Annotated in this window: 26 protein-coding genes; 13 read left to right on the forward strand and 13 right to left on the reverse strand. The window is 59.7% G+C overall.

Annotation, left to right across the window (positions count from 1 at the left end):
- Positions 1-77: 77 nt before the first annotated feature.
- Entirely contained in the window at positions 78-1,487 is a 1,410-nt protein-coding gene (locus tag HGP16_RS04820; protein ID WP_168838876.1) for an L-serine ammonia-lyase, read from the forward strand.
- A 59-nt stretch (positions 1,488-1,546) separates the two neighbouring features.
- Positions 1,547-1,981, forward strand: a complete 435-nt coding sequence (locus tag HGP16_RS04825; protein WP_168838877.1) for a DUF1489 family protein — start codon at positions 1,547-1,549, stop codon at positions 1,979-1,981.
- A gap of 12 nt (positions 1,982-1,993) precedes the next feature.
- On the opposite strand, the gene HGP16_RS04830 is transcribed toward HGP16_RS04825, so the two are convergent.
- The 7 genes from HGP16_RS04830 to HGP16_RS04860 all read right to left on the reverse strand — a co-directional run bounded on the left by HGP16_RS04830 (position 1,994) and on the right by HGP16_RS04860 (position 8,460).
- Complete coding sequence (locus HGP16_RS04830) at positions 1,994-2,269, reverse strand: hypothetical protein (RefSeq protein ID WP_075856917.1); 276 nt, start codon at positions 2,267-2,269, stop codon at positions 1,994-1,996.
- Between the two features lie 97 nt (positions 2,270-2,366).
- Positions 2,367-3,848 (reverse strand): serine hydrolase, encoded by a 1,482-nt coding sequence (locus HGP16_RS04835; protein WP_168838878.1) that lies wholly within the window; start codon positions 3,846-3,848, stop codon positions 2,367-2,369.
- 117 nt (positions 3,849-3,965) lie between these two features.
- Positions 3,966-4,736, reverse strand: coding sequence for a hypothetical protein (locus HGP16_RS04840; RefSeq protein ID WP_168838879.1), 771 nt, complete (start codon positions 4,734-4,736; stop codon positions 3,966-3,968).
- 318 nt (positions 4,737-5,054) lie between these two features.
- Positions 5,055-5,660, reverse strand: coding sequence for a transglutaminase-like cysteine peptidase (locus HGP16_RS04845; protein WP_168838880.1), 606 nt, complete (start codon positions 5,658-5,660; stop codon positions 5,055-5,057).
- A gap of 389 nt (positions 5,661-6,049) precedes the next feature.
- Positions 6,050-7,012 (reverse strand): prolyl aminopeptidase, encoded by a 963-nt coding sequence (gene pip / locus HGP16_RS04850; RefSeq protein WP_205926290.1) that lies wholly within the window; start codon positions 7,010-7,012, stop codon positions 6,050-6,052.
- Positions 7,013-7,084: 72 nt separating this feature from the next.
- Positions 7,085-7,714 (reverse strand): PilZ domain-containing protein, encoded by a 630-nt coding sequence (locus HGP16_RS04855; RefSeq protein ID WP_168838882.1) that lies wholly within the window; start codon positions 7,712-7,714, stop codon positions 7,085-7,087.
- Between the two features lie 83 nt (positions 7,715-7,797).
- A complete protein-coding gene (locus HGP16_RS04860) occupies positions 7,798-8,460 on the reverse strand; it encodes a PAS domain-containing protein (protein ID WP_246703228.1) in 663 nt (220 codons plus the stop codon).
- Between the two features lie 314 nt (positions 8,461-8,774).
- Between HGP16_RS04860 and HGP16_RS04865 the strand changes: the two genes are divergently transcribed.
- Positions 8,775-9,545, forward strand: a complete 771-nt coding sequence (locus HGP16_RS04865) for a rhomboid family intramembrane serine protease (RefSeq protein ID WP_168838884.1) — start codon at positions 8,775-8,777, stop codon at positions 9,543-9,545.
- 165 nt (positions 9,546-9,710) lie between these two features.
- Positions 9,711-10,145: a CBS domain-containing protein gene (locus tag HGP16_RS04870; protein ID WP_112343114.1), complete on the forward strand. Its 435-nt coding sequence runs from the start codon at positions 9,711-9,713 to the stop codon at positions 10,143-10,145.
- A gap of 96 nt (positions 10,146-10,241) precedes the next feature.
- Here the strand turns inward: HGP16_RS04870 and HGP16_RS04875 are convergent, their stop codons facing one another.
- The 3 genes from HGP16_RS04875 to folE all read right to left on the reverse strand — a co-directional run bounded on the left by HGP16_RS04875 (position 10,242) and on the right by folE (position 12,393).
- Positions 10,242-11,201, reverse strand: coding sequence for a patatin-like phospholipase family protein (locus HGP16_RS04875; RefSeq protein ID WP_168838885.1), 960 nt, complete (start codon positions 11,199-11,201; stop codon positions 10,242-10,244).
- Positions 11,202-11,306: 105 nt separating this feature from the next.
- Positions 11,307-11,756: a phosphoribosyl-AMP cyclohydrolase gene (hisI, locus tag HGP16_RS04880; RefSeq protein WP_168838886.1), complete on the reverse strand. Its 450-nt coding sequence runs from the start codon at positions 11,754-11,756 to the stop codon at positions 11,307-11,309.
- Between the two features lie 25 nt (positions 11,757-11,781).
- Positions 11,782-12,393, reverse strand: a complete 612-nt coding sequence (gene folE, locus HGP16_RS04885) for a GTP cyclohydrolase I FolE (protein ID WP_168838887.1) — start codon at positions 12,391-12,393, stop codon at positions 11,782-11,784.
- A 403-nt stretch (positions 12,394-12,796) separates the two neighbouring features.
- Between folE and HGP16_RS04890 the strand changes: the two genes are divergently transcribed.
- The 5 genes from HGP16_RS04890 (at position 12,797) to HGP16_RS04910 (ending at position 17,332) form a co-directional block, all read left to right on the forward strand.
- The gene (locus tag HGP16_RS04890; RefSeq protein ID WP_312862840.1) at positions 12,797-13,261 is read left to right on the forward strand and encodes an iron-sulfur cluster assembly scaffold protein; all 465 of its coding nucleotides are present in this window, start codon (positions 12,797-12,799) and stop codon (positions 13,259-13,261) included.
- 14 nt (positions 13,262-13,275) lie between these two features.
- Positions 13,276-13,698, forward strand: a complete 423-nt coding sequence (yidD, locus tag HGP16_RS04895) for a membrane protein insertion efficiency factor YidD (RefSeq protein WP_168838889.1) — start codon at positions 13,276-13,278, stop codon at positions 13,696-13,698.
- Positions 13,699-13,703: 5 nt separating this feature from the next.
- Complete coding sequence (locus HGP16_RS04900) at positions 13,704-14,231, forward strand: DUF1697 domain-containing protein (RefSeq protein WP_168839170.1); 528 nt, start codon at positions 13,704-13,706, stop codon at positions 14,229-14,231.
- Positions 14,232-14,359: 128 nt separating this feature from the next.
- A complete protein-coding gene (gene thrS / locus HGP16_RS04905) occupies positions 14,360-16,348 on the forward strand; it encodes a threonine--tRNA ligase (protein WP_168838890.1) in 1,989 nt (662 codons plus the stop codon).
- A 144-nt stretch (positions 16,349-16,492) separates the two neighbouring features.
- A complete protein-coding gene (locus HGP16_RS04910; RefSeq protein ID WP_168838891.1) occupies positions 16,493-17,332 on the forward strand; it encodes a lysophospholipid acyltransferase family protein in 840 nt (279 codons plus the stop codon).
- 80 nt (positions 17,333-17,412) lie between these two features.
- On the opposite strand, the gene HGP16_RS04915 is transcribed toward HGP16_RS04910, so the two are convergent.
- Positions 17,413-18,525, reverse strand: a complete 1,113-nt coding sequence (locus HGP16_RS04915; RefSeq protein ID WP_168838892.1) for a DUF4493 domain-containing protein — start codon at positions 18,523-18,525, stop codon at positions 17,413-17,415.
- A 110-nt stretch (positions 18,526-18,635) separates the two neighbouring features.
- On the opposite strand from HGP16_RS04915, the gene HGP16_RS04920 reads away from it, so the two are divergent.
- From HGP16_RS04920 to HGP16_RS04935, 4 genes are all read left to right on the forward strand, one after another.
- Positions 18,636-19,223, forward strand: coding sequence for a nitroreductase (locus HGP16_RS04920; protein ID WP_168838893.1), 588 nt, complete (start codon positions 18,636-18,638; stop codon positions 19,221-19,223).
- The gene (locus HGP16_RS04925) at positions 19,223-19,828 is read left to right on the forward strand and encodes a flavin reductase family protein (protein WP_168839171.1); all 606 of its coding nucleotides are present in this window, start codon (positions 19,223-19,225) and stop codon (positions 19,826-19,828) included. The genes HGP16_RS04920 and HGP16_RS04925 overlap by 1 nt, the downstream gene beginning before the upstream one ends.
- Positions 19,829-19,956: 128 nt before the next feature.
- On the forward strand, positions 19,957-21,096 hold the full coding sequence (locus tag HGP16_RS04930) for a DUF2336 domain-containing protein (RefSeq protein ID WP_168838894.1): 1,140 nt from the start codon (positions 19,957-19,959) through the stop codon (positions 21,094-21,096).
- A gap of 35 nt (positions 21,097-21,131) precedes the next feature.
- Positions 21,132-21,596 (forward strand): GNAT family N-acetyltransferase, encoded by a 465-nt coding sequence (locus HGP16_RS04935; RefSeq protein WP_205926291.1) that lies wholly within the window; start codon positions 21,132-21,134, stop codon positions 21,594-21,596.
- Between the two features lie 6 nt (positions 21,597-21,602).
- Here HGP16_RS04935 and HGP16_RS04940 read toward each other — a convergent pair whose 3' ends face one another.
- Both HGP16_RS04940 and HGP16_RS04945 read right to left on the reverse strand, forming a co-directional pair.
- On the reverse strand, positions 21,603-22,781 hold the full coding sequence (locus tag HGP16_RS04940) for an AI-2E family transporter (protein WP_168838895.1): 1,179 nt from the start codon (positions 22,779-22,781) through the stop codon (positions 21,603-21,605).
- Positions 22,782-22,920: 139 nt separating this feature from the next.
- Positions 22,921-24,054, reverse strand: coding sequence for an esterase-like activity of phytase family protein (locus tag HGP16_RS04945; protein WP_168838896.1), 1,134 nt, complete (start codon positions 24,052-24,054; stop codon positions 22,921-22,923).
- Between the last annotated feature and the right edge of the window lie 15 nt (positions 24,055-24,069).

Genomic DNA, 24,069 nt, shown 5'->3' on the forward strand with positions numbered 1-24,069 from the left:
GGCCAATCGCCGTGCAAGCTTACCGCAATAGCGTAGCCTTGCCGGAAATCGATTTGCCTGGGAGGCACCAAAGGTCCATGTTTCTTTCAGTTTTCGATGTGTTCAAGATCGGTGTAGGGCCGTCCAGCTCGCATACGATGGGGCCGATGTCGGCCGCCAATCGCTTCCTGGACCTGCTGCTGTCGAACGAATGGCCGCGCCCGTCCTCGAATGTGCATGTCGCCTCGATCAAGGTCAGCCTGCATGGTTCGCTCGCCCATACCGGCATCGGCCATGGTACGGGCAGGGCGGTTATTCTCGGCCTGATGGGTGAACGGCCGGATAGCGTCGATCCCGACCACATGGATAGCACCATCGATGAGGTCGAGCGCAGCGGGCGCATCACGCCGCCGGGCCATCCCGCCTATGAATTCCAGCCCAAGACCGATCTTATCTTCGACAAGAAGGTGCCGCTACCCGGTCATGCCAATGGCATGAGCTTTTCCGCCTTCGACAAGGATGATCGCCTGCTGGTGAAGCGCATCTACTATTCCGTCGGCGGCGGCTTCGTCGTCACCGATACGGAACTGGAGCAGATGCGGGCGGACAAGAAGAAGCCGGCTGCCTCGGGCGAGCGCATTCCCTTCCCCTTTGCCAGCGCCAAGCAGATGCTCGAAATGTCCGAGCGCTCCGGCCTCTCGATCGCCCAGATGAAGCGCGCCAATGAAGAGACGCGCATGGGCGCCGAGGAGCTGGATGCCGGCCTCGACCGCATCTGGGCTGCCATGAGCAGCTGTATCGATCGCGGCCTGAAGGTCGACGGCATCATGCCCGGCGGCCTGAAGGTGCGCCGGCGCGCGCGCGCCATTCATGACAAGCTGCAGGAGGAATGGCGCAGCAACCGCATCAACCCGCTGCTCGCCAACGACTGGCTGAGCGTCTACGCCATGGCGGTCAACGAAGAGAATGCGGCCGGCGGACGCGTGGTGACGGCGCCGACCAATGGTGCTGCGGGCGTCATCCCGGCGACGATCCGCTACTATCAGCATTTCCACGAGGATTGGGATCAGGACGGCATTCGCAACTATCTTCTGACGGCAGCCGCCGTCGGCGGCATCATCAAGCACAATGCCTCGATTTCCGGCGCTGAAGTCGGCTGTCAGGGCGAGGTGGGTTCGGCGGCGGCCATGGCGGCTGCGGGGCTTGCGGCAGTGATGGGCGCAACGCCGGAGCAGATCGAAAACGCCGCGGAAATCGCGCTGGAACATCACCTCGGCATGACCTGCGATCCGATTGCCGGCCTGGTGCAGGTGCCGTGCATCGAGCGAAACGCGCTTGGCGCTGTCAAGGCGGTCACCGCCGCCTCGCTCGCGATCAAGGGCGATGGCCAGCATTTCGTGCCTCTCGACGCCTGCATCGAGACCATGCGCCAGACCGGCTACGACATGAGCGAAAAATACAAGGAAACCTCGACCGGCGGTCTCGCCGTCAATGTCGTGGAATGCTGAGTGTGGACGCCTGATCTAAAAGCTTGACGCTGCCGGGCAAAAGGACTTCAAACGGCACTATGGCTTTGCATCTCATCAAATTGTGTGTCGGCGCGGATTCGATCGAGGATCTGCGCGAATGGGTGTCCGAGCGGGCAATGAACGCCATTGCCGCCGGACTGGAGCCGCATACGACCCATACGACACGCATGGTGCCGAAACGGATCGAGGAGCTGCTGGATGGCGGCTCGCTCTATTGGGTGATCAAGGGGCAGGTGCAGGCAAGGCAGAAGCTTCTCGGGATCGAGACCTTCACCGACGCGGACGGTATTCATCGTTGCCGGCTCATTCTCGATCCGAGCGTCGTCGAAACCACCGGGCAGCCGCGACGCCCGTTTCAGGGCTGGCGTTATCTGCCGCAGGACGATGTGCCCCGCGACCTCGACAGCTTGGGCGCTGCGGCTGAATTGCCCGCCGATCTCAGGCGGGAACTCTCCGAACTTGGATTGCTTTAGGCCAGGCGGTGCTCAGCGCAGCCGCATCATGATCGGCGCACGGCCCGTTGGCGCGGTGATGTGCAGATGAATATGCGCTTCCGGCTGCGAGTAGCGCCAGGCGCGCGCGCCGTGGCAGAGCAGGATGCCGATCAGGTCTTTCGTCTTGTTGCGCGAGCGCGAGCGGCTGAGACCAAGGTCCGCCAGTCGCATCGCCGCTTCATGCAGCGGATGAAGAGCAAAGCTCTTCTGTTTCATCTTGCCCCCGCTATCGAGCGAGAAACCGGGAAAGTTCTCGTTCATTGCCATTTCAAAACCCCGTACACGTTACAAACTCAGGGCCGGCCCGTTTGACATTCGGGACCGGAAAGCCGGGCGAGACACAAAGCCCGGCCAATCTGCATTCCTATTCCATGCTTGCCCAGCACTTCACGCCAGCGCGCTTGAGCGCCTTGCAGGCATTGAGCGCCGCGCCCTGATCGTCGAAACCGCCGAAGCGGGCGCGATAGCCGCCATCGAAGGCGACCGCGTAAGGTCTAGCCGAGCGAAGCGCCTTGCCACCCTTGCTCTTCGCCGTATCGAGCAGATCATTCGCGCCATTTTTGCTTGAGGAAACGCCGATCTGAACGACCCAGCCGGTCGGTTCGCGCTCGGCCTTGGCGACTTTTTCAGACTTCTCGGCCCGCTGCTGCTTGATGGGCCTGGCATCGGCCTTGGTCGTCGATGCCGTCGTCACGGTATCGACCTCGTCCTCATTGCCCTCATCCGAAGGCGCAACTGAAGCGACTTCTTCGGAGGCGGGGCGCTGGACGGATTTCGTCGACAGCAATGGATTGGTGGATTGAGGCGTAACCGCTGCAAAGGCGGCCGCGCTGGAGGGATGCGTATCGGTGGCTTCCGCCGTCTCGTCGTTCTTGATTTTCGCACGGCTCATGTCGGCCATGCGCGCGCTGGCAGCCTGGAGATTGGGTGCCGCAGCCGGCGCCTGCGCGATAACATTCGAGGGAATATGTTTCGTCGATGCGACAGGCAGATACTCCGCAATCAGCTTGCGCATCTGATTGTCCCGAGCCGGCGTCGAGGCGCCACCCAGGACGACGCCGACGATGGAGCGCCCATCGATCTTCACCGAGGTTGCGAGATTATAACCGGCCGCGCGGGTGTAACCGGTCTTGATGCCATCGACGCCCCGCACGGAGCCGATCAAACGGTTGTGGCCGGGAATGATCCGGTTGCCGAGACGGAAGCTCGTTTCTGAGAAGAAGCCGTAATATTGCGGGAAATGTTCACGCAGAGCCACGCCGAGGCGGGCTTGATCACGCGCGGTCGTCATCTGCGCAGTATTCGGCAAGCCGTTCGGATTGCGGTAGGTCGTGCGCGTCATGCCGAGGGCGCGCGCCTTGTCGTTCATCAGCCGGGCAAAGCCTTCCTCCGAACCGCCGAGCATTTCGCCAAGCGCCATGGCGGCGTCATTGGCGGATTTGGTGACGATGCCGAGGATGGCCTCGCGAACGGTCACGGAACGGCCGGGACCAATCCCAAGCTTCGTCGGCGCCTGAGTGGCCGCATTCCTGGAGAATACGACGGGAGTGTCGAGGGTGATGCGCCCGGCCTCGAGAGCCTCGAAGGTCAGGTAGACCGTCATCATCTTGGTCAACGAGGCAGGATAGTGAAGCGTGTCGGCATTTTCGCTGTAAAGGACGTTGCCGGTATTCGCATCGATGACGATGCCCGCATATTTCGTCCCGGAGGCATTCGCGTCCGTCGTCACGGTGATCGTTGCCGTCGCGATTGAAAAGCCAATTAGCGCTCTCGCCAGAATCTTACCGGTTTGAGACGTCGAAACGGAAAGAATTGATCTGGACACTAAATCACTCTCTGCTTGCATTTACATTCTCGATGATCCGGCCGCCGCCTCCATGAACGTCCGTTGCGTTCGACAGTAGAAGCTTAGCGTTACCAATCGGTTTATGATGAACAGTTGGTTTCAAGTTTTTGCGCCATTTTAGCGGCCGACCTCGGCCGCCGTCACGGCGTCGGCTTTATCCTCAAGGCGCGCCCCGATGAAATTTTGGACGGCTGCGTCCATGGCGCGCCAATCCCCGAGCTGATTGCTGGAAAAGCGGTAGAGAACGCTCAAATCCCTGCCAAGCTTGACGTCTCGCTGGCAATCCCCGCTGGTGGCCAGAGCCGGCGAGGAGGGAAGGAGGCAGCGCACGACATAATCGGATTCGCCGGAACGCGGCGCGGTCAGAAGCACTTCGCCGTTATAGCCGGCATCCGCGCGCAGCCGATGTGCTGTCAGACCGAAGGGGCCGGCATAGGCGGCGCCGTCCATCAATTGCGAGTAGATCGGCGCCAACCTGCCGGACATGTCGCGGGACATCGTGCTCTGGCTGACCTGCAGGAAGATCAACGACGACGACTGGGAGATATCATCGAAGCGCAGCCGATCCACTTCGCTGTACCCCTGCATCTGTGGCCAAGTCAGATAGAGGTCGATGCGCTCGGCAGCGCCATTCACGCGTTCGCTCGGGAAGCGGATCGTATTCGCGGCCAAATGCAATGTGTCGTCACCGATCGTGACGGAGATGGGTTTGGCATCGATCGTATGACCGGCCAACGATATTTTCCCGCCAAGCCAGTGACCGCCGATGGATATGGCAACCGTAAGGGCAGCCAGGACGGCAACGCCTGCCGTGAGCCGATAAACGACACCGCTTGAGATCAGCGGCCTTTCTTCGATCATTGAGGCGGATGACAGGGGATGAGCCATGCTGTTGCCTTCATTTCCTTCCGCCCGCCGTCATCGATGGCCAAGCCGCGCGGCGTGTGACTTGATGAGTCTCGTTGGAAAGAATGATTGACGTCACGATGGTTAACCGACGGTTAAATATACATCGCAAGCCATGCTAACGGCACAGTTAATTCTGAGGAAATTCTCCGCGACCGCTTTGAGGGCGCTGCTCAATGAAAATGAGCCGTTCCCCGGGACAGTGGGAACGGCTCAAAGGCACCGGTCTGGACAGAATTCAGGGGACGAGACCGGGCCTTAGACTTTGATCATCGACGCCGACGATCGTGTGCGGAAGGCTTACTTCAAGCTGCCGACTGCGACGGCGCGGCCATCCTGTATCTTGACCCAGCGGGCCGGATCGTCAGCGGACTGACGCTTGAGGAAGGTGTATTCGGTCTCGGACCAGAGTTTCACCTTGTTGCGCATGTTATCGAGGACGAAATCGCCGCGATCGGTGCGGACCGTCAGGACGGCATGGCCTTCGCCGTTCGGCTGCAGCACGACGGTCATCAGCAGATCGGAGGGCGAGAAGCCGGCATCGATCAGCTGCTTGCGCTTCAGCAAAGCGAAATCCTCGCAGTCACCGGCCGTCGTGGGGATGGCCCATTTCTCTTCGACGCCGTAAAGTTCCATATCGGTCACCGGCTTGATCGTCGTGTTGACGGTGTAGTTGACCTTCAGGATCGTCTTCCAGCTGTCCTGGGTGAGGATGATCGGACCGGCATCGCCGCCGGCATAGACACATTCCCGCGGATTTTCCTTGCAGAACTCATAGTGGCCGATCGGAGGAGCCGCATCGCCGGTGATCGTCATGTTGGCGGGCGCGGCCTGAGCGAGACCGAAGAAGCCAAGAGTGGCGAATATCAATGCGGCGCAGCCGCGAATTGCGAATTGAAAGTTCATGTCCCTGTCCCTGTTTTTATTGGGATCAGAATGACACGCATGTTTTTATCCGGCGCAAAATTGCGCAGTCAAATTAAGGACTTAGTTTATTCAAATCTGGATCAAACTTTCATAAAACACGCAGAAAACTTGATTCAAGTTCGCGGAAAATTCGATTAAAATTTGAGTGATTTCGGTATTGGATATGGGAGGGCCAAATCCTGCATCGTGCTGCGCTGAAAGGACTTTTCGAAACGGATTTCTTAACGTCGAGGGGCCGCCTACGACGGAAAGCGTGCCAGAATGAAGCATGGCAATCGCGCATACGTCCTATCCAGGCGCTGAAACCGGCCATTTGCAGCCGGATATGTCCCATTTTGAGAAAGTCGGCTCAAAAGTATTTTTGATTTTTATCGCTTGATATCGCTGCGGAGGCCATCGGTCACGCGTATGATCGCAGTGGTCATTTCGGTGACTGCCATCGAGTGGGCAGCATTCGCGACGATCACCAGTTTCGCTTCCGGCCAAGCCTGCGACAATTCCCAGGCTGTCACGAGGGGTGCCTCGAGATCCAGTCGTCCTTGAATCATCGCGCAGGGGATACCGGCAAGCCTATGGATATCGCGCAGGATCTGCCGATCCTCAAGCCAGGCCAGATGATGAAAGTAATGAGTGATGATCCGTGCCCGCGCCGTCAAATAGTGTGGATCGGACCAGCGCGGCGACAGGGTCGCACGCGGATCGATCAGGATCGAGGCAGCCTCCCATTCATGCCAATCCCTGGCGGCCTTCACATGGGTTGCGGGATCCGGATCGCATAGAAGACGATAATAGGCGGCCACCGGATCGCCGTCGCGATCCTCTTGTGGCACGGCGGCCCGGAAGCGCGCCCATTCCTGCGGAAAGAAACGGCCAAGTCCGCGATAAAGCCAATCTATTTCGGATTGCCTCGTCATAGTGACGCCGACGAGAAGCAAGCCGTCGACATGATGCGGATGCGTTTCGGCATAGATCAGCGCCAGCGTGCAGCCCCAGGAATTGCCGAATACGGTCCAGCGTTCGACACCGAGCTCCAACCGCAATTGCTCGATATCGGCGATGGAATGCCATGTGGTGTTTGCCGAGAGATCGCTCTCCGGCTCCGACGCATGCGGGAGGCTGCGTCCGCAGCCGCGTTGGTCGAACTGGATGATCCAGTAGTATTGCGGGTCGAAATAGCGTCGCGTTCCGGCGGAGCTGCCGGATCCCGGGCCGCCGTGCAGGATGAGCACGGGAACACCTTCCGGATTGCCTGAGAGCATCCAGTAAATCCGCTGGCCGTCGCCCACATCGAGCAGGCCTTCATCAAAGGGAATTGTGTCCGGGTAGAGCATCTCGCCGCAACGCATCAAAGAAAAGACAAGCGCCGCTGTTTCGCGACGCTGCGTGACAGGAGGATGACTGCATCAGAGAAATTCGCGCAAGGTCTCGCGCGACTGCAAGGAGAGGAACTCGATCGCCACGCCCTCCACGAAATGACGCACGACGCGGCCGCGCATGTTGCCGAGACGCACCGGCGTCCCGATCACGGGGCGTATCTCGACGTCGACGGCAGCGCCCGAAAGCGAGAGGTCCATGATGCGGCAGACATAGTGCGTGCCGTCATCGAGCGTGAGTTCGCTGCGGGTCGTGCGCGGCGTCAGGCGATCATGGCGGCGATCTTCCGGCAGTCCGAGCTCATGCTTGTTGGCAAGCCAGGTCAGCTGAGCCGCAAGCTTCTCGCGCTTCCGCTCGGTGGCGTTGATCGACATGCTGAAACCACGGCCGTCAACGGCAACGACATTGCCCTCGACGCGGCCGAGATGGTCGATATAGGCGATGACCCGCTCGTCCGCGCGCGGACGTCCCACGCAGGTGACATAGAGATCGCCCGGCGACATCTCCGTCACCAGGCACTCGAATTCCTCATAATTGGCCAACATCAGTCGGCCCTGCATGTTGATCGGAACCCGCTGAAAGGTCCGTTGATCACCGCGGACGGCATTGCCTGCCAACTGGTTGGGCCGCGTCGCTTGGGCCGGTTGGAACGAGTGCATGGAAGCGTCTTGGGTCCTATTGCGTCTCTTCCAACTATTAGCCGCAACTCCTTAAAGTAAGGTTGTCTTTCCCGAGGCATAACTCAAAGGTGACGGCCGATTCTGTCCCGCGCCGGATCAATTCTGGCACGATCGCGGCTATTCTTTGCTTGATTCAACTTTCGGCGCATCCATTCACCAAGGCCGGCGCCTGCCTGAAGCGGCAGAAGATCCGTCGGATCGGGGTGGGGAGGAGCCTCCACGAGCCGGGCAGGACGCTCATAGAGCAAACGACTGCGGTCCAGCGCCAGAAACTCCAGACGCTCGTTGCCGAGCCACGTCGAATGAACGGTGGGCGTCAGAGATCCCAGCAACCTGTCACAGACGTCCGCAGAGGAACGCACCGGCATCAATGTCATTTCGAAAGTCATACTGCGGCCACTGACGCAATAGCCCGTGGCATGGATAGACGCTGGAATGACGTGCGCCATCACGCCGGCGGCGATGCGCACCGGATCATCCTGCTGGCTGCTGGCCCATAGCGCCGCGAAGTTTTCGCCGCGAATCTCGCGCCCCATGAGATTGCAGATCGCCGTACCGGCCAACCGGAAACGAGGATTGTCGTCCGCGGTATTTTCCAGGATGAACAGCTCCGGAAGAATATGGCTGACTGCCGACGGTTGTATCAAATTGCGCAAGGGGGCATCCGCGCTGCCGCGTATCCGTTCCCAATAGGTAAATATGTCGATGCTCGTCTTCTGGCGCATGCCGCGTCCGTGTCCCATTTCAATTCAATTGCCCAGGCATTCATTGCCTCCAATTCCAGCGTTGCGAATTCCATGCCAAAGCCGGGCCGTTAGGGTTAATGAATGGTTTCGGTTGCCTTTTGCATCGACAAATGAAAGGAATCGTTCATCACTTCACGAAGTGACCTTCAGCACGAACTTCACGGGTGCCGGACCGGCCTCAAGGTCAATTCCGGAAGGAGCGCCCGATATGCCGCCCGGCTTTGTTGGGCGGCTTTTTTTTGGTTTTCGCTGTGCTATGTGTCGATGACCTTCATAGACAAGCCGAGCAAGACATGGATGATGAACAGCTGCCGCACCAAGAGCCCGAAGATCCGAGGCCGCGGCAACGCACTCCGGCTTTCAATCTGCCTCCCGTCATACTGGCAAGCCTGGCCTTCCTGATCGTCATTTTCGCGGTCATGAACCTGCCGTGGTGGTCGGACGATATGCTGAACTGGATTTATTTCACCTTCAGCTTCATCCCGGCCCGCTACGCCCTTCCCCTGTCGCAGCAGGGCCTGGAATGGCTTTGGACGCCGGTCACCTATTCGCTGCTGCATGGCGGGGTCGAGCACATCGTCTTCAATAGTCTGTGGCTTATGGTTTTCGCGGCGCCCGTGGCGCGGCGCATCGGCGCCCTGCGCTATGTCATCTTCTGGATTTTCTCGTCCACGGCTTCCGCCTTTATGCATGCCGCACTCTACTGGGGCGACCAGACGCTTCTGATAGGGGCATCCGGGGTCGTCTCGGCGCTCATGGGCGCGGCTTGCCGCTTCGCTTTCCCGGCCATGGACGGTCGGCGGGTCTCCATACGGGAGGCGCATCTCAATCCGCGTCTCACCATTCTCGGCTCGCTTCAAAGCCGTACCGTCATTGCCTATATCGTCATGTGGGTTGCCGGTAACGCGCTTGTCGCCTTCGGGATTACGCTTGCGGGCGACAGCTCTCAGCCGGTGGCATGGGATGCCCATATCGGCGGTTTTCTGTTCGGATTTCTGCTTTTTGCGCTGTTCGACCGGCAGCCGCGCGAGGAGGCCCAGGAAGCTTTACCGCTCGATGAATGAGCTGTTGCTTTCTCATTGACACAGGCGCACCATTGTTCTCCGTCGGTCGCGAGATGAGGAGATCGACTCGACCGACGGGTAGGGCGCCGGTTTAAGCTCCGGGGGTAATTTCGGAACATATCGGACCTTCAAGTGTTCATCATGCTTTCGAGATGGGAGGATCGAATGTCAGTTTCCGTAAAGGCCATACTGGAAGCCAAGGGTCGCGACGTCGTTACGACAGGCGGTAACACAACCGTTGCCGAGGCCGCGAAGATTCTCAACGAGAATCGCATCGGCGCCATCGTGGTCGTCGGTCCAGGCGGCAAGATTTCCGGTATCTTCACCGAGCGGGATGTCGTCAATGCCGTTGCCAAGCATGGCCATGAATGCCTTGAAAAGCCGATCGCTTCGATGATGACGGCCAAGGTACACCGCTGCAAGGAAGATACGACGACCGACGAATTGATGGAACTGATGACGATGCGCCGCTTCCGTCACGTTCCCGTCGAGGAGAAAGGCAAGCTCTCCGGCATCATCTCGATCGGTGACGTCGTCAAATGGCGCATCCGCGAGATCGAACTCGAGGCCGAGCAGATCAAAGCTTATATCGCCGGCTGAGGGTGAGGAGCGGGGGGCCGGATCGTCCGGCATCGACAGAGCCTCTCCCGTTCTTGGCGGAGAGGCCTAAATTGATCTATCAACTTGATTTACACCTTAGCGCGCGTAAGCTTCCTGCATGCGGCGGATTTCCGGCAATCTTGTCAGAGCTTCCTCGTAGCCGCGTTCGATAGCTTCGCCTGCGCGATGGAACTCCGATAGGCCGATATCGCTAAGGCGTGGATGCAGCGCAAGATCCGGTGGATCGCCAGCCAGGCGGGCGCGGGCAATTCTATCCTGGATGATGTTGAAAGCTTGGACCATGACGCCAGTCATGCCGAGTTTCATGGGCGGCGTGTCTTCACGCCGCACCAAATCGCTGCTCAGCTGGCCGACATTGTGTTTGACCACGGCCGAGCGACCGAAGAGGTCATAGTTTAGATTGACCGCCGCCACGAGCGGCTGTTCGTACGAGCGGCATACCGAAACCGGCACGGGATTGACGAGGGCGCCGTCGACCAGCGTACGGCCGTTGGTCCGCACCGGCTCGAAAATGCCGGGTAGGGCATAGGAAGCCCTGAGCGCCGTGATCAGGGAGCCATTGGCAATCCAGACTTCATGTCCGGTATTCAGTTCCGATGCGACGGCGACAAAGGGACGGTCCAAATCCTCGACCGAGAGGCCCTGCAGGTGCTCCTGCATGCGCTTGGTCAGCCGCATGCCACCGAACAGGCCACTGCCGCCGATGGTCAGGTCGAGAAGGCTGGCAATGCGGCGCATCGTCAGCGAGCGGGCAAAGGCTTCGAGTTCGTCGAGCTTGCCGGCAAGATAGCAGCCGCCGACCAAGGCGCCGATCGACGTGCCGGCAATCATGCCGACTTCAATACCTGCCTCGTCGAGCGCCCGCAGAACGCCGATATGCGCCCAGCCGCGCGCGGCGCCGCCACCGAGCGCCAGAGCGATCTTAACTTTCTTGGGTGGTGCGGGAGGGGGAAGCGGATTGGAGGTATCCTGCGAGAGGCCTGAACCGGTCAAGTTCTGTCCGCCGTTCTGACGATTCAACCCCCAATTCAGCATTTGAAGCCTCCTTCGAGGCCCTGCGTGCCTCCGCTAAAATACTGTCCCTTTTTCGTTTCCAAATCGTATATCGGTTGTGGCTTCTTGACCGTTTCGCCTATGGGTCTACTGTTTGTAGACTTCTTCCGGGTCGAAATGCAGATGATCGTCGACTACGCTCAGCACGGGCTTGCCTTCTTCAAGCTCAACCGTTCGATAGAAGCAGGAACGTCGCCCAGTATGGCACGTTGCGTCATGTCCGGCGACCTCCACTTTCAGCCAGATGGCATCCTGATCACAATCGGTACGAATTTCCTTCACCGACTGTAAGTTTCCGGAGGTTTCGCCCTTTTTCCAGATTTTACCACGGGAACGGCTGAAATAATGCGCCGTGCCCGTCTTGATCGTCAGGGCGAGCGCCTCGGCATTCATGTGGGCGACCATAAGGAGTTCGCCGTCATGCGCATCGGTCACGATCGCGGTGATCAGGCCGCGATCGTCGAAGCGAGGCGTGAAATCGCCGGCATCCTCAAGTTCGGATTTGTCTTCGGAAGGCGCGTTGAAGATCAGGTTCATCTCCGGCTCTTTCGTTGAAGCCCGGTCAGCGACCCCGGACCAAGGACATGAAACGGGCCTGTTCGGCCGGATCGGCCTTGAAGGCACCGGTGAAGGTCATCGTCAACGTCGAGGAGCCCTGCTTCTGCACGCCGCGCATGGCCATGCACATATGCTCGGCCTCGATCATGACGGCAACACCACGCGGGCGCAGCGTGTCGTCGATCGCATTGGCAATCTGCGCCGTCATGGCTTCCTGCGTCTGCAGGCGGCGGCCGAAGATATCGACGACGCGGGCGATCTTGGAAAGACCGAGGACCCGACCGTTCGGCAGATATGCGACATGCGCCTTGCCGATAATCGGCACCATGTGGTGTTCGCAATGGGAGAAAAACGGAATATCGCGCACGAGGACGATGTCGTCGTAGCCCGAAACCTCTTCGAAAGTTCGACCGAGCACGTCTTCGGGATTCATGTCATAGCCGGCGAAAAGCTCGCGGTAGGCCTTGGCGACGCGCGCGGGCGTATCAAGCAGGCCTTCGCGCTGCGGATCGTCGCCGGCCCAGCGAAGCAGAACGCGGATGGCGTCCTCGGCTTCCTTCTGCGTCGGACGTTCGGAATCAACGACTTGCGGAAAGTTCTTTACAATGGCGTCCATTACCTGTGGATCTCCTGACCCGCACTACGCGGATATCATCTTGTCGGACTCGCCACTGGCATTCCCCACAAAGAGGCTTACGTACCTTTGGCGGGCTCCGGGGCGTTCTGGCTGGCGGACAAGCCTGCCGTCCTGCACGGTTTCCCATCAAACTTACAGAAGACCATTGCATTTCGATGGTCTTCGAACGACATACATATAGTATGGCATTGTCCCTGTGAAAGTGTCCGAAATGGACACGCTGTGTTTTTTGTTACGAAACACTAGAGCCGGATGATTTTAGGTCTGCTCGGCCTAAAAAATCTGAATCCGCTCTAGATCAAATAAATAGAGCATGATGTCGTCCGAAAACCGCCTACACTTTTCGGCATCATGCTCTAGCAGGCGCATCGGAGCAAAATCTGTGATGGACGACATCTACAACAGCAAAATCCTGGAGTTTGCCGGCAATATCGGCCGTATCGGCAGTCTTCCTGACGCCGATGCCAGTGCCCAGGCCCATTCCAGACTGTGCGGTTCTCGCGTAAAAATCTGGCTGAAAATGGACGGCGATGTCGTGACCGATTTTGCTCACGACGTCAAGGCCTGCGCCCTCGGCCAGGCATCGTCTTCGGTCATGGCCCGCCATATCGTCGGCGCTTCGTCAGATGAAGTGCGAAAGGCCCGTGAAGATATGCTCGCCATGCTCAAGGCCGATGGCGAAGGGCCGAGCGGGCGCTTCGAGGATATGCGCTATCTGAAGCCCGTCCGGGACTACAAGGCCCGTCATGCCTCGACGATGCTGACCTTCGATGCCGTCGTCGATGCGATCGGGCAGATCGAAGCGGCGCGTCAGGGTGGAAATACCAAAACGGCCGAAGAGGTCTGAGCGGAATACTGACGATGTGCCAATTCTGTCTCATGCAGGAAGACGATGAAGATGAGGGTGGCGCCGCTCCTCCCAGGCATGCGCGACGCCATACGTCACCAGCCAGCGACAAGGCGACGCAGTCGCGAAATTATTCCGGCCCATTGCGCAAGACCCCGGACAGGCTTTTCGGCATGGGCCTCATTCGCCTCTATCAGCTCACGCTCTCAGGTTTTGTCGGCAATTCCTGCCGCCATATCCCGACCTGTTCGGAATATGGCTATGAAGCCGTTGCTCGCCACGGGCTTTGGGCCGGTGGCTGGATGACGCTGTTTCGTGTCGCCCGCTGTGGACCCGGTGGTACAAGCGGGCTCGATCCCGTGCCCAGCGAGCTGGAGCGCCGCTATCACTGGTGGACCCCTTGGCGCTACTTCCGCCTTGGGCGGAAGACCGCCTGATCCGCATGGCGCTTTATGTGGCACTGCTTCACAGCATTGTTCTCGGCCAAGGTCGCAGGGTCGTTATGGCCGATCTCAAGGCGATGGCGGAGGGGTTGGGTTATCACAATGCCAGAACGCTGGTCGCTACCGGCAATCTGATTTTCGAATGCGAGAAACAGCCGATCGCCGCGATTGAAGAACAACTCGAAGCCGGCTTTGCTGCGGCTTTCGGCAAGCATGTCGACATCATCGTGCGCGATGCGGATACATGGCTGAAGCTTACCGAGGGCAATCCTTTCGGCGACGGCATCGGCAGTGAGGTCATCGTTCGGGTTATGCGACAGCCGCTCGAATCTGAAATCCTCGGTACGCTGGAGAAATACCGCCGCAGCGAGCGCATGGCTGTTGTCGATGGCGATCTCTGGATCGATTTCGGCCTCAAGGCCAGCGAGACCAAAATGTTGCCGGCCTTGACGACAAAGAGGCTTGGCGTCGGAACGATGCGGAATTGGAACACGGTGCGCGGTTTGGCCGAGATGATCCGCCGCTAACGCCGCTTTTTCTTTACTAGATCACGAAATGCGGCTATCAGGCGCGCGGACATAAGTAAGTATTTACTTGGTCCTCTTTTTACGAAACCACCCGCATTCGTTGGCGGGACTGGACAAGGAGAATATCGATGTCCCAATCCGTTTCCCTGACATTTCCCGATGATTCCGTGCGCAGCTTCGCTGCCGGCACGACCGGTCGCGATGTCGCCGAATCCATTTCCAAGTCGCTGGCCAAGAAGGCCGTCGCCATTGCCATCGACGGCACCGTGCGCGACCTTTCCGATCCGGTGACCGATGGCAGGATCGAGATCATTACCCGCACGGACGACCGCGCGCTGGAGCTTATCCGGCATGACGCGGCGCATGTGATGGCGGAAGCGGTTCAGGAATTGTGGCCCGGTACGCAGGTTACCATTGGCCCGGTGATCGAGAACGGCTTCTATTACGACTTTGCCAAGAACGAGCCCTTCACGCCCGATGATCTCCCGGTCATCGAGAAGAAGATGCGCGAGATCATCCAGCGCAATGCGCCGTTCACCAAGCAGATCTGGTCCCGTGACAAGGCAAAGGAAGTTTTTGCCGCCAAGGGCGAGCGCTATAAGGGGGAACTGGTCGATGCCATCCCCGAAGGTCAGGATCTGAAGATCTACTACCAGGGGGATTGGTTCGATCTCTGCCGCGGCCCGCACATGGCCTCGACCGGCCAGATCGGCACCGCCTTCAAGCTGATGAAGGTGGCCGGCGCCTATTGGCGTGGCGACAGCAACAATCCGATGCTGACCCGCATCTACGGCACGGCATTCGCCGAACAGGCGGATCTCGATAACTACCTGCACATCCTTGCCGAAGCCGAGAAGCGCGATCATCGCCGTCTCGGCCGCGAAATGGATCTGTTCCATTTCCAGGAAGAAGGCCCCGGTGTCGTCTTCTGGCACGGCAAGGGCTGGCGCTTGTTCCAGACGCTGGTGTCCTACATGCGCCGGCGGCTTGAGGGCGACTATCAGGAAGTCAACGCGCCGCAGGTGCTCGACAAGTCGCTTTGGGAGACTTCCGGCCATTGGGGCTGGTACCGCGACAATATGTTCAAGGTGACCGTCGCCGGCGACGATACGGACGATGATCGCGTCTTCGCGCTGAAGCCGATGAACTGCCCCGGCCATATCCAGATCTTCAAGCATGGCTTGAAGTCTTACCGCGAACTGCCGATCCGCCTTGCGGAATTCGGTGCCGTGCATCGTTACGAGCCGTCAGGCGCGCTGCACGGGTTGATGCGCGTGCGCGGCTTTACGCAGGATGACGCTCATATCTTCTGCACCGATGAGCAGATGGCGGCCGAATGCCTGAAGATCAACGACCTGATCCTCTCTGTCTATGAGGATTTCGGCTTCAAGGAGATCGTCGTCAAGCTCTCGACGCGCCCGGACAAGCGCGTCGGTTCCGACGAACTCTGGGATCGCGCCGAAAGCGTGATGATGGATGTGCTGAAGACGATCGAGGCGCAGTCGGAAGGACGCATCAAGACCGGCATCCTGCCGGGCGAGGGCGCGTTCTACGGGCCGAAGTTCGAATATACGCTCAAGGATGCCATCGGTCGTGAATGGCAGTGCGGCACGACGCAGGTCGATTTCAACCTGCCGGAACGCTTCGGCGCCTTCTACATCGACCAGCACTCGGAGAAGACGCAGCCGGTCATGATCCATCGTGCCATCTGCGGCTCGATGGAGCGCTTCCTCGGCATCCTGATCGAGAACTTTGCCGGCCACATGCCGCTTTGGGTCTCGCCGCTGCAGGTAGTTGTCGCCACCATCACCTCCGAAGCCGATGCCTATGGCGAAGAAGTAGCCGAAGCTCTGCGCGATGCCGGTCTCACGGTCGAGACCGATTTCCGCAACGAGAAGATCAACTACAAGATCCGCGAGCATTCGGTCACGAAGGTGCCTGTCATCATCGTCTGCGGCAAGAAGGAAGCCGAGGAGCGTTCGGTCAATATCCGCCGCCTCGGCAGCCAAGCGCAGACTTCGATGTCGCTTGACGAAGCCATCGCTTCGCTTGCTCTGGAGGCAACAGCACCGGACATCCTGCGCAAGCGGGCGGCACGCCGCGCCAAGGCCGCCTGACGGACCATGGACATCTGACGGCGCTTCAGGGCGCCGTCAGACAATTGTCATAGAGCATTCATATAGTTGATGAATCAAGGCGTTGCTGTGGCCGCAACATGTGACGCAACGGAACGATAGGAGCGGGGCAGCCCCGTCGCGCACTTGGAATTCAAAGAATTATCCTACTCCAATGAACGGGATCCGCGCCTCAAGCGCTGGTTCATCCGTTCTATCGAAGGCCTTTCCGGCCGGGACCGTTACACCCGGCTTTACGATATCTGGCGCACCGATATCGCCGGAAAGAGCGAGCGCGTCTTCGGCAAGATGCTCGATCTCATCGACGTGCGCCTGCTCATCAAGGGCGAATGGCCGCCGAGCCAGATCCCCGAAGCGCCGATCGTCATCGTCGCCAACCACCCCTATGGTATCGGCGACGGGATCGCGGTGCTGGCACTTGCCGAGCAGCTGGGGCGCCCCTTCAAGGTTCTCATCAACAATGAATTGTTGAAAGTGCCTGAGATGCTCGACTATTCGCTGCCGGTCTCCTTCGAGGAAACCAAGGAAGCGATGGCGATCAACATGAAAACCCGGCATGAGGCCGTTCGCCTGCTGAAGGAAGGCACGACCATCATCGTCTTTCCCGCCGGCGGCGTCGCAACAGCCAAGAAGGGTTTCGGCCGCGCCGAGGATCTTCCATGGAAGATATTCCCCGCCAAGCTCATCCAGGCGGCGCGCGCGAGCGTCATTCCCATCTATTTCGAAGGGCAGAACGGCCGGCTGTTCCATCTGGCGAGCCGTATTTCGATGACCTTGCGCATCTCGCTGCTGATCCGCGAATTCCGGCGTCTTTCCGGCAGCACCATTACCGCCCATATCGGCGCTCCCAGAAGCTGGGAGGCGCTCAGCGAAGGCAGCGACCGCAAGGATCTGCTGTCGAAGCTCTATGGGGCTGTCTTCTCCATGGCGCCGCCAAGAAAGATGCTGCGGCGAAGGGCTGGGTAAGCACGGGCGCCGAGCTACCTGCCACCAAGCGGTGATCGCTCAAGTGAGTTCAGCCAGTGGCTCAAGGCGTGCCGCCGCTATCAATCCATGCTGTCGCCGCTGTCGCCGCCGGCAGGCGCCAGTTGTTCGTAGGTCGGCAGCGGTTGCTGACTGGTTGTCGCCGACGGTGTCTGGCTCTCACGCATCGGCGGCATCTGGATCGGAAGCTGGCGGGCCGGCTGTTCGGTATCGGCGTCCTGCGGCTGCTGCTGCTTCATCAGCACTTCCACATCCGTATTCATGCCTGCGGCGATGGTGAAATCGCGCTGATAGATCTTGTCCTTGTTGCGGGCGACGGCGGTGTAGCGGCCTTCGGCAAGCACCATGGTCGGAAAGGCGCTGACGCTTTCGCCGACAATATCGCCCGCCGATGTCAGGACCGACCAGGCGGTATCGGCGATCGCCTCGCCACCGGCGTCCGACACCAGCTTGAGTGTGACCTTCGCCGCCCTGTGCTGGATGGTCGCCTGCGTCACCTTGCCGGCTTCCACCTGAATGTCGGCACGGATGACGGCGTTGACGTCGCCATATTCGGAAACGACGTGATAGGTGCCGGCGCTGAGGCCGACCAGCGTATTCGGCTTCACATCGTCCATGACAAGGCCGCGTTCCCCGTCTTCCTTGGCTTCGCTGGAATAGATCGAGAAGCTCAGCTCATTCGGCGGGATCCGGACATCGGATCCGGATACGGCGTTCAAGACCATGCCGCCGGCGTCGAGCACCATCGTCTGCTTTTGCGTTTCGCCCGTTTCCGCGACGCTCAGCCTCTTGGTGACGCCAGCACGGCCGAAGGAGACATTGACGAAATAGTCGCCGGGCAGCAGGTGGAATGAGGCCGAGCCTCCTCGCGAGCTGGCGACAAGCGGCAGCTTGCCGTCCGCACCGGCAACAGGGCTGAAAACATACCAGGAGAGGCCTTGCTGCTGCGGGCTGCTCTGTGGCGTCATCCTCGCTTCGAGCGAAACGTCACGCAAGGTGCGGGAGGCCGAATTCTCCCCAGCGGGCGCCACGAAGGCGTTCAGCTTGGGCATCTTTACGCTGCCGTCCAGCTGCTTGAATTCCTTGAAGGCTTCCTGCGCGGAGGCGGCCGTACTCACGCTCGCGAAGATCGCGATCACAGCACTCAATCGGCGAGCGGATGAAATGCCTGACATGGATACCCAACCGATTGACTTCCGATAAAACACAAGCCACTTCAAAACCAATGCAGTGGCAAATTCAAGACCTACCTCTTAGCACAAGCCAAAATGAAGGCAGTTCCTTAATGAAAACCGATATCAAGCTGGTCGATTATCTCGCCGTGCGCCGATCCATTCCCGCGTTTCAAATGTCGGAGCCGGGGCCGGGCAAGGCCGAGATCGAGGAGATCATCCGGCTGGCCTCGCGCGTGCCGGATCATGGCAAGCTTGCCCCCTGGCGCTTCATTGTCTACCGCGGCGAAGAGCGGGCGCGTATCGGCGAGGAGTTGCTGAAACTCGCGCTGCAGGCAAAGCCTGAGCTCTCGGAGGAAATGATCCAGGTCGAACGCACTCGCTTCACCCGCGCTCCGGTCGTCATCGCCGTCGTCAGCAAGGCCGCGCCGCATTTCAAGATTCCGGAATGGGAACAACTGATGTCGGCCGGCGCGCTTTGCCTGAACCTGCTGATTTCAGCGAATGCTCATGGCTGGGTCTCCAATTGGCTGACCGAATGGTTCGCCTATGATGAGCGCGCCTATCCGCTGCTGGGCGTTAAGCCGAGCGAAAAGGTAGCCGGATTCATCCATATCGGCTCCTCCAGCTTCCCTCCCGTCGAGCGCCCGCGCCCGGAACTGTCGGAGACTGTAAGCTGGGTCGGTGGGGAGGACGCATGATGTTCTACACGACGGACAGCAATCGCCACGGGCTGTTGCATGACCCTTTCAAGGCCATCGTCGCGCCAAGGCCGATCGGCTGGATCGGCAGCAAGGGCAGGGATGGTTCGCTGAACCTGTCTCCCTACTCCTTTTTCAACGCGGTTAGCGACCGGCCGAAGCTGGTGATGTTCTCCTCCGCCGGCCGCAAGGACAGCGTGCGCAATGTCGAGGAAACCGGCGTTTTCACCGCCAATCTCGTCAGCCGTCACATCGTCGAAAAGATGAACCATTCGTCGATTGCCGTTCCCTACGGCACCAATGAATTCGAGCTGTCCGGGTTGACGGCGAAACCGGGCCAGCTGGTGGATGCGCCTTATGTCGGCGAAGCTTTCGCGGTTCTCGAATGCCGCGTCACCGAAGTACTACGGCCAAAGGGCCTCGATGGCGAGACGTCGGAAAACATCATGGCCATCGGTCAGGTTGTGGGCATCCACATCGACGAGGCGATCATCCGTGACGGCAGGCTGGACATGGCGCTTGCGCGGCCCGTCGCGCGCATGGGCTACATGGATTATAGCGAGGGCAGCGACGTCTTCGAGATGATGCGGCCAAAGGCACCCTGAAGGGGGGCCATCGCACTGATATGCAAAAGGTTAATAAGCACGGTAAACGTCCCGTAAACTTTTCCTCGATAGCGTGGGGAATATGAGTTTGCGGGGCGGGAATCGCCTCGTCGCTATCGGGGCATTACGTGATCATAGAAGCATTTCTCCGCTGGGCCGAGACCGCCAAGGCAGAAAGCAGGGCTAGGGCGGCCAATGCGCTCGGCCGAGCCTATTTGCAGTCGGAGATGCCTAGGGAAGAGCGCGCCGCCGCGGAAATGGCGATGACCTATCTGCTCGATGATCCGTCTCCGCGCGTCCGGCTTGCGCTTGCCGAAGCAGTCGCCCGCTCGGCCGGTGCTCCCCGCAATGTCATTCTGTCTCTGGCTGGAGATCAGCCGGAAATAGCAGGACAGATCATCCTGCTTTCGCCAGTGTTCACCGATGCCGATCTTGTCGATCTGGCGCTGCATGGCAGCGACGTGACGCGAGTCCTGATTGCCTCCCGCGGCCAGGTGCCGCGTGCTGTCTGTGCCGCGCTTGCCGAGATCGGCGGGGAGGCGGAAATCCTATGTCTGCTCGAAAATGATGGCGCATTGCTTTCGCAGGCATCGCTTAAGCGCATCGCCGAGCGCCTGGGCGATTGCGCCGATATACGCGGCCTGCTTCTTTCGCGTGACGCCCTGTCTTCGGATGTCAGGCACCAGCTGATGCTCCGGGTCAGTGAGGCGCTGTCGGAATCAACGCTCGTTCAGAGCGTTATCGGCAGCAGCAGGCTGCAGCAGGTGACGCGCGAAGCGGCCGAATCCACAACCGTCGCCATTGCGGGAACGGCAGGGCACGAGCAGCTGCCCGATCTCGTGGAGCATCTGCGGCAATCCGGCTGGCTGACGCCGGCCTTCCTGATGCATGCGCTGTGCTCCGGCAAGGTCGATTTCTTTGCGTGCGCGATCACCAATCTTTCCGGCTGCGACGAACGGCGCGTGCGCTCCATCATCTCCAGAGGCCGCGTCCATGCCATCCGGGCGCTTTATGAAAGCGCGGGATTGACGCGCGACATCAGCACGATCTTCGTCGAGGCGACGCTGATCTGGCGCGAAGCGTCCCGCAAGAACAGTGCCGCCATGCTGGAGAACGTCTCTTCGCAGCTGATGCGTAAATTCCGCCTTGCCGAACAGCCTCCCGCCGCCGCGACGCAGCTGCTCGACATGGTGGAAAAGCTGGCGAACGCCGAGCGGCGACAGGCCGCGCGTAGCTTCGCAGCTCTGGCGACGCTCGCCGCTGCGTGATATCCAGCGCGCGGCTCATTTTTCCGAGGTTCAACTTGCCGCTGACGATCGCCATCGAATCCCCGCGCCAGGAAGGCGTCATCCGCCTTCTCGACATGTCGAGCGCCTATGCGGAATCGCTTTATCCGCCCGAGAGCAATCACATCCTTGATCTGGCTTCGCTGGAGAAACCGGACGTGACGTTCTGGGTCGCAAGGCTGGAGGAAGCCATCGTCGGATGTTGCGCCCTGGTGGAGGCCGGTGACGGCACGGCGGAAATCAAGCGCATGTTCGTCGATCCAGCAGCCCGAGGACGCAGCGTCGCGCGCAAGCTGATGGAAACGCTCGAAGCGAAAGCGCTGGAAAAGCGCCTTTCAGCGATCCGGCTGGAGACGGGCATATACCAGCCGGAAGCAATCGGCCTTTATCGGAGGTTCGGTTATGTCGACATCGCTGCCTTCGGCGACTACCAGCCGGACCCGCTCAGCCTGTTCATGGAGAAACAGCTGACGCAGAAATAGCGAAGGTCAGCGTTCGGCAGCGTCTCGGACATGGAGCTGCAGTTCCGGTTCCTTCGCTTGCTGCTCCTCGGTCAATTCGGCTTCGCGGATCCATTCGCGCCAGATCGCGACGATGATCGCCATCAGGACCGGCCCGATGAAGAGGCCGAGAAAGCCCATGGTTTTCACGCCGCCGACGAGACCGAAGAAGGTCGGCAGGAAAGGCAGCTTGATCGGGCCGCCGACGAGCTTCGGGCGAAGCGTCTTATCGACAATGAAGAGTTCGATGGTGCCCCAGAGGAAGAGGGCAATGCCCGCCCAGAGCGAACCGCTCGCGACGAGATAGATCGAAACGAGCGACATCGACAGCGGAGCGCCGCCCGGCACCAGCGCCATGACACCCGTGAGGACGCCGAGCGTGATGGCGGACGGAGCGCCGGCGATCCAATAGGCCACGCCGAGAACGATACCCTCACCAATGGCAATCAGCGTCATGCCCATGACGGTCGAGCTGATAGTCGCGGGAACAACCCGGGAAATCCGTTCCCAGCGGTTCGGAAGGATGCGCTCGCCGAGCAGATCGACTTGCCGAACGAATGTCGAACCGTCTCGATAGATGAAGAACAGCGCAATCAGCATGAACAGCAGGGTCAGAATGACATGGAATGCCCCGCCGCCGGCCGCAAGCACGGCTCTGTAGATATTGCCGATATGCGCGCCACTGACGAGTTGTGCCAGTTCGCCGAGCGAGCCGGGGCTGCCGACATATTGCGTCCACTGTTCGCCGAGCCAGGATCCTATGACAGGCAAGGCCAGAATCCATTGCGGCGGCAGCGCGCCTTCGCGGTTGACGTGTACAGCCCAGCCGAACCACTCGCGCACTTCGCCGGCCATATAGATGGCCGACAGAACGATCGGCAGAACGAGAAAGGTGACGATGAACATGAGGGCAATCGTGGCCGCGAGCGTAGTATTTCCGCCGGTGCGGCGCACAAGCTCGCTATAAAGTGGCCAGGTGGCGAAACCGATCACTGCCGCTGCCAGAACCGGAACGAGAAAACCGTAGAAGAAATAGATGCCCGCAATGGCAATCAGGATCAGCAGCCAACGCGCCGCGGAGATAGATGGAATAAGCGGCATACGCGCATGCGCGCTCGGCCCAAGCCACCGATGCTCCTTCGGCTTTTGACGTTCAAATACACCCACCGGACTTATTTCGCCCCTCTTTACTAGACCTCCCGGTTATGGGGTATGATCTAGGCTCTTTCAAGAGCAACGCCCTGAAAGCCTCTTTATTCCGCTGCCGTGACAATAACACGACTGCGGTGCAAATAAGAATGAGCTGTCACGAGGGGCGACGGATCACCTTGAATGCAAAAAACTGGGTCTTTTGCGTCGGATTGAAATTGTTGTCGGCGACGAGGATCAAGACGTCAGTGCCGTCCTTCGCCTTGCCGAAGGTGATGCCTTCGATGTTATCGGGCGCAAGGCCGAGCGCTCTCAGATCCATGATCTGCGTCTTGCGCACGGGAACGATTCGCTGATCGGTTTTCGCCAGGGACGGGATGTTCGAGACATCGGTGGCGCCGTCGAGATCGAACATGTTGATGACGACCGAATTGCCGACCCCCTGCGCATAGCCGCGCTCGATCGACAGCAGATGGCGGTCATCAAGCGCCAGGATCTCGGACAGGCCGAAGTCGTTCCAGCCACTTGCCGTTGACGGCGCCTGGGGAATGGGCGAGATCGGATAAGCATATTGCGCCTTCTGCTCGCCGGTCGCCACATCATAGCGGATCAGGCGGGCAAGCGCGCCGCCGGTCAGCGTCGTAATCGGTCCATCCTGGTAGAGCGCGGATTCGGTGCCGACGATCAGATCGCCGCCAGGGAGGAACGCCAGGCCCTCGAATGCGAGATTGTCGCGGATGCCGGTGCCCTTGTCGGCGGTGGGGGCAAATCCCGCCGGAAGCGAGAACTCGCGCATGAAATTGCCGTCGCGATCAGCTATGCGCACGAAGGGTGGCAACAGTGCCTTACCGTCGCCTTCGCTGCTCCAGTAAATGCCGTCCCTGCCGAAGCGGATGGATTCCGCATCCACCTTGCGGAATGCGAAAGGCTGGCCGTCCTTGTCCTTCAGCGTGACGTGATCGAGAACCGCCACTCCGTTCAGACCATTGGCGCCGACGTCGATATCGAGACGGTAAAAACGGGCAGGCGCCTTTTCGGAGCGATCGTCGCTGATGGAAATATAGCGGCCGGTGGATGGATCGAATTCGATGCCCGAAAGGCCGCCGACTTCGACGCCGTTTTCCGTAAAGCCGGTCGGTATGTCATAGCTGCCGAGATAGGAAAGGCTGATGCCGGCGTTGCAGTCGCCAAAAGGGCAGGGCACGTCGATGGTGGTGCCGATGTCGGCGGCACGAACGGGAAAGCCAAGAAGGAGAGCGGCGGCAACGGTCGTCAAAAAGGATTTCAGCATGGCGGTATGGTCAAT

It is taken from the genome of Rhizobium sp. P40RR-XXII (assembly GCF_012641405.1).
In the GTDB taxonomy this organism is placed as follows: domain Bacteria; phylum Pseudomonadota; class Alphaproteobacteria; order Rhizobiales; family Rhizobiaceae; genus Rhizobium.

What these genes read in the sequence shown, in the direction of transcription:
- HGP16_RS04820 (WP_168838876.1), top strand. Translation starts at nt 78, where the DNA reads ATGTTTCTTTCAGTTTTCGATGTGTTCAAGATCGGTGTAGGGCCGTCC.
- HGP16_RS04825 (WP_168838877.1), top strand. Translation starts at nt 1,547, where the DNA reads ATGGCTTTGCATCTCATCAAATTGTGTGTCGGCGCGGATTCGATCGAG.
- HGP16_RS04830 (WP_075856917.1), bottom strand. Translation starts at nt 2,269, where the DNA reads ATGGCAATGAACGAGAACTTTCCCGGTTTCTCGCTCGATAGCGGGGGC.
- HGP16_RS04835 (WP_168838878.1), bottom strand. Translation starts at nt 3,848, where the DNA reads ATGCAAGCAGAGAGTGATTTAGTGTCCAGATCAATTCTTTCCGTTTCG.
- HGP16_RS04840 (WP_168838879.1), bottom strand. Translation starts at nt 4,736, where the DNA reads ATGGCTCATCCCCTGTCATCCGCCTCAATGATCGAAGAAAGGCCGCTG.
- HGP16_RS04845 (WP_168838880.1), bottom strand. Translation starts at nt 5,660, where the DNA reads ATGAACTTTCAATTCGCAATTCGCGGCTGCGCCGCATTGATATTCGCC.
- pip (WP_205926290.1), bottom strand. Translation starts at nt 7,012, where the DNA reads ATGCTCTACCCGGACACAATTCCCTTTGATGAAGGCCTGCTCGATGTG.
- HGP16_RS04855 (WP_168838882.1), bottom strand. Translation starts at nt 7,714, where the DNA reads ATGCACTCGTTCCAACCGGCCCAAGCGACGCGGCCCAACCAGTTGGCA.
- HGP16_RS04860 (WP_246703228.1), bottom strand. Translation starts at nt 8,460, where the DNA reads ATGCGCCAGAAGACGAGCATCGACATATTTACCTATTGGGAACGGATA.
- HGP16_RS04865 (WP_168838884.1), top strand. Translation starts at nt 8,775, where the DNA reads ATGGATGATGAACAGCTGCCGCACCAAGAGCCCGAAGATCCGAGGCCG.
- HGP16_RS04870 (WP_112343114.1), top strand. Translation starts at nt 9,711, where the DNA reads ATGTCAGTTTCCGTAAAGGCCATACTGGAAGCCAAGGGTCGCGACGTC.
- HGP16_RS04875 (WP_168838885.1), bottom strand. Translation starts at nt 11,201, where the DNA reads ATGCTGAATTGGGGGTTGAATCGTCAGAACGGCGGACAGAACTTGACC.
- hisI (WP_168838886.1), bottom strand. Translation starts at nt 11,756, where the DNA reads ATGAACCTGATCTTCAACGCGCCTTCCGAAGACAAATCCGAACTTGAG.
- folE (WP_168838887.1), bottom strand. Translation starts at nt 12,393, where the DNA reads ATGGACGCCATTGTAAAGAACTTTCCGCAAGTCGTTGATTCCGAACGT.
- yidD (WP_168838889.1), top strand. Translation starts at nt 13,276, where the DNA reads ATGTGCCAATTCTGTCTCATGCAGGAAGACGATGAAGATGAGGGTGGC.
- HGP16_RS04900 (WP_168839170.1), top strand. Translation starts at nt 13,704, where the DNA reads ATGGCGCTTTATGTGGCACTGCTTCACAGCATTGTTCTCGGCCAAGGT.
- thrS (WP_168838890.1), top strand. Translation starts at nt 14,360, where the DNA reads ATGTCCCAATCCGTTTCCCTGACATTTCCCGATGATTCCGTGCGCAGC.
- HGP16_RS04915 (WP_168838892.1), bottom strand. Translation starts at nt 18,525, where the DNA reads ATGTCAGGCATTTCATCCGCTCGCCGATTGAGTGCTGTGATCGCGATC.
- HGP16_RS04920 (WP_168838893.1), top strand. Translation starts at nt 18,636, where the DNA reads ATGAAAACCGATATCAAGCTGGTCGATTATCTCGCCGTGCGCCGATCC.
- HGP16_RS04925 (WP_168839171.1), top strand. Translation starts at nt 19,223, where the DNA reads ATGTTCTACACGACGGACAGCAATCGCCACGGGCTGTTGCATGACCCT.
- HGP16_RS04945 (WP_168838896.1), bottom strand. Translation starts at nt 24,054, where the DNA reads ATGCTGAAATCCTTTTTGACGACCGTTGCCGCCGCTCTCCTTCTTGGC.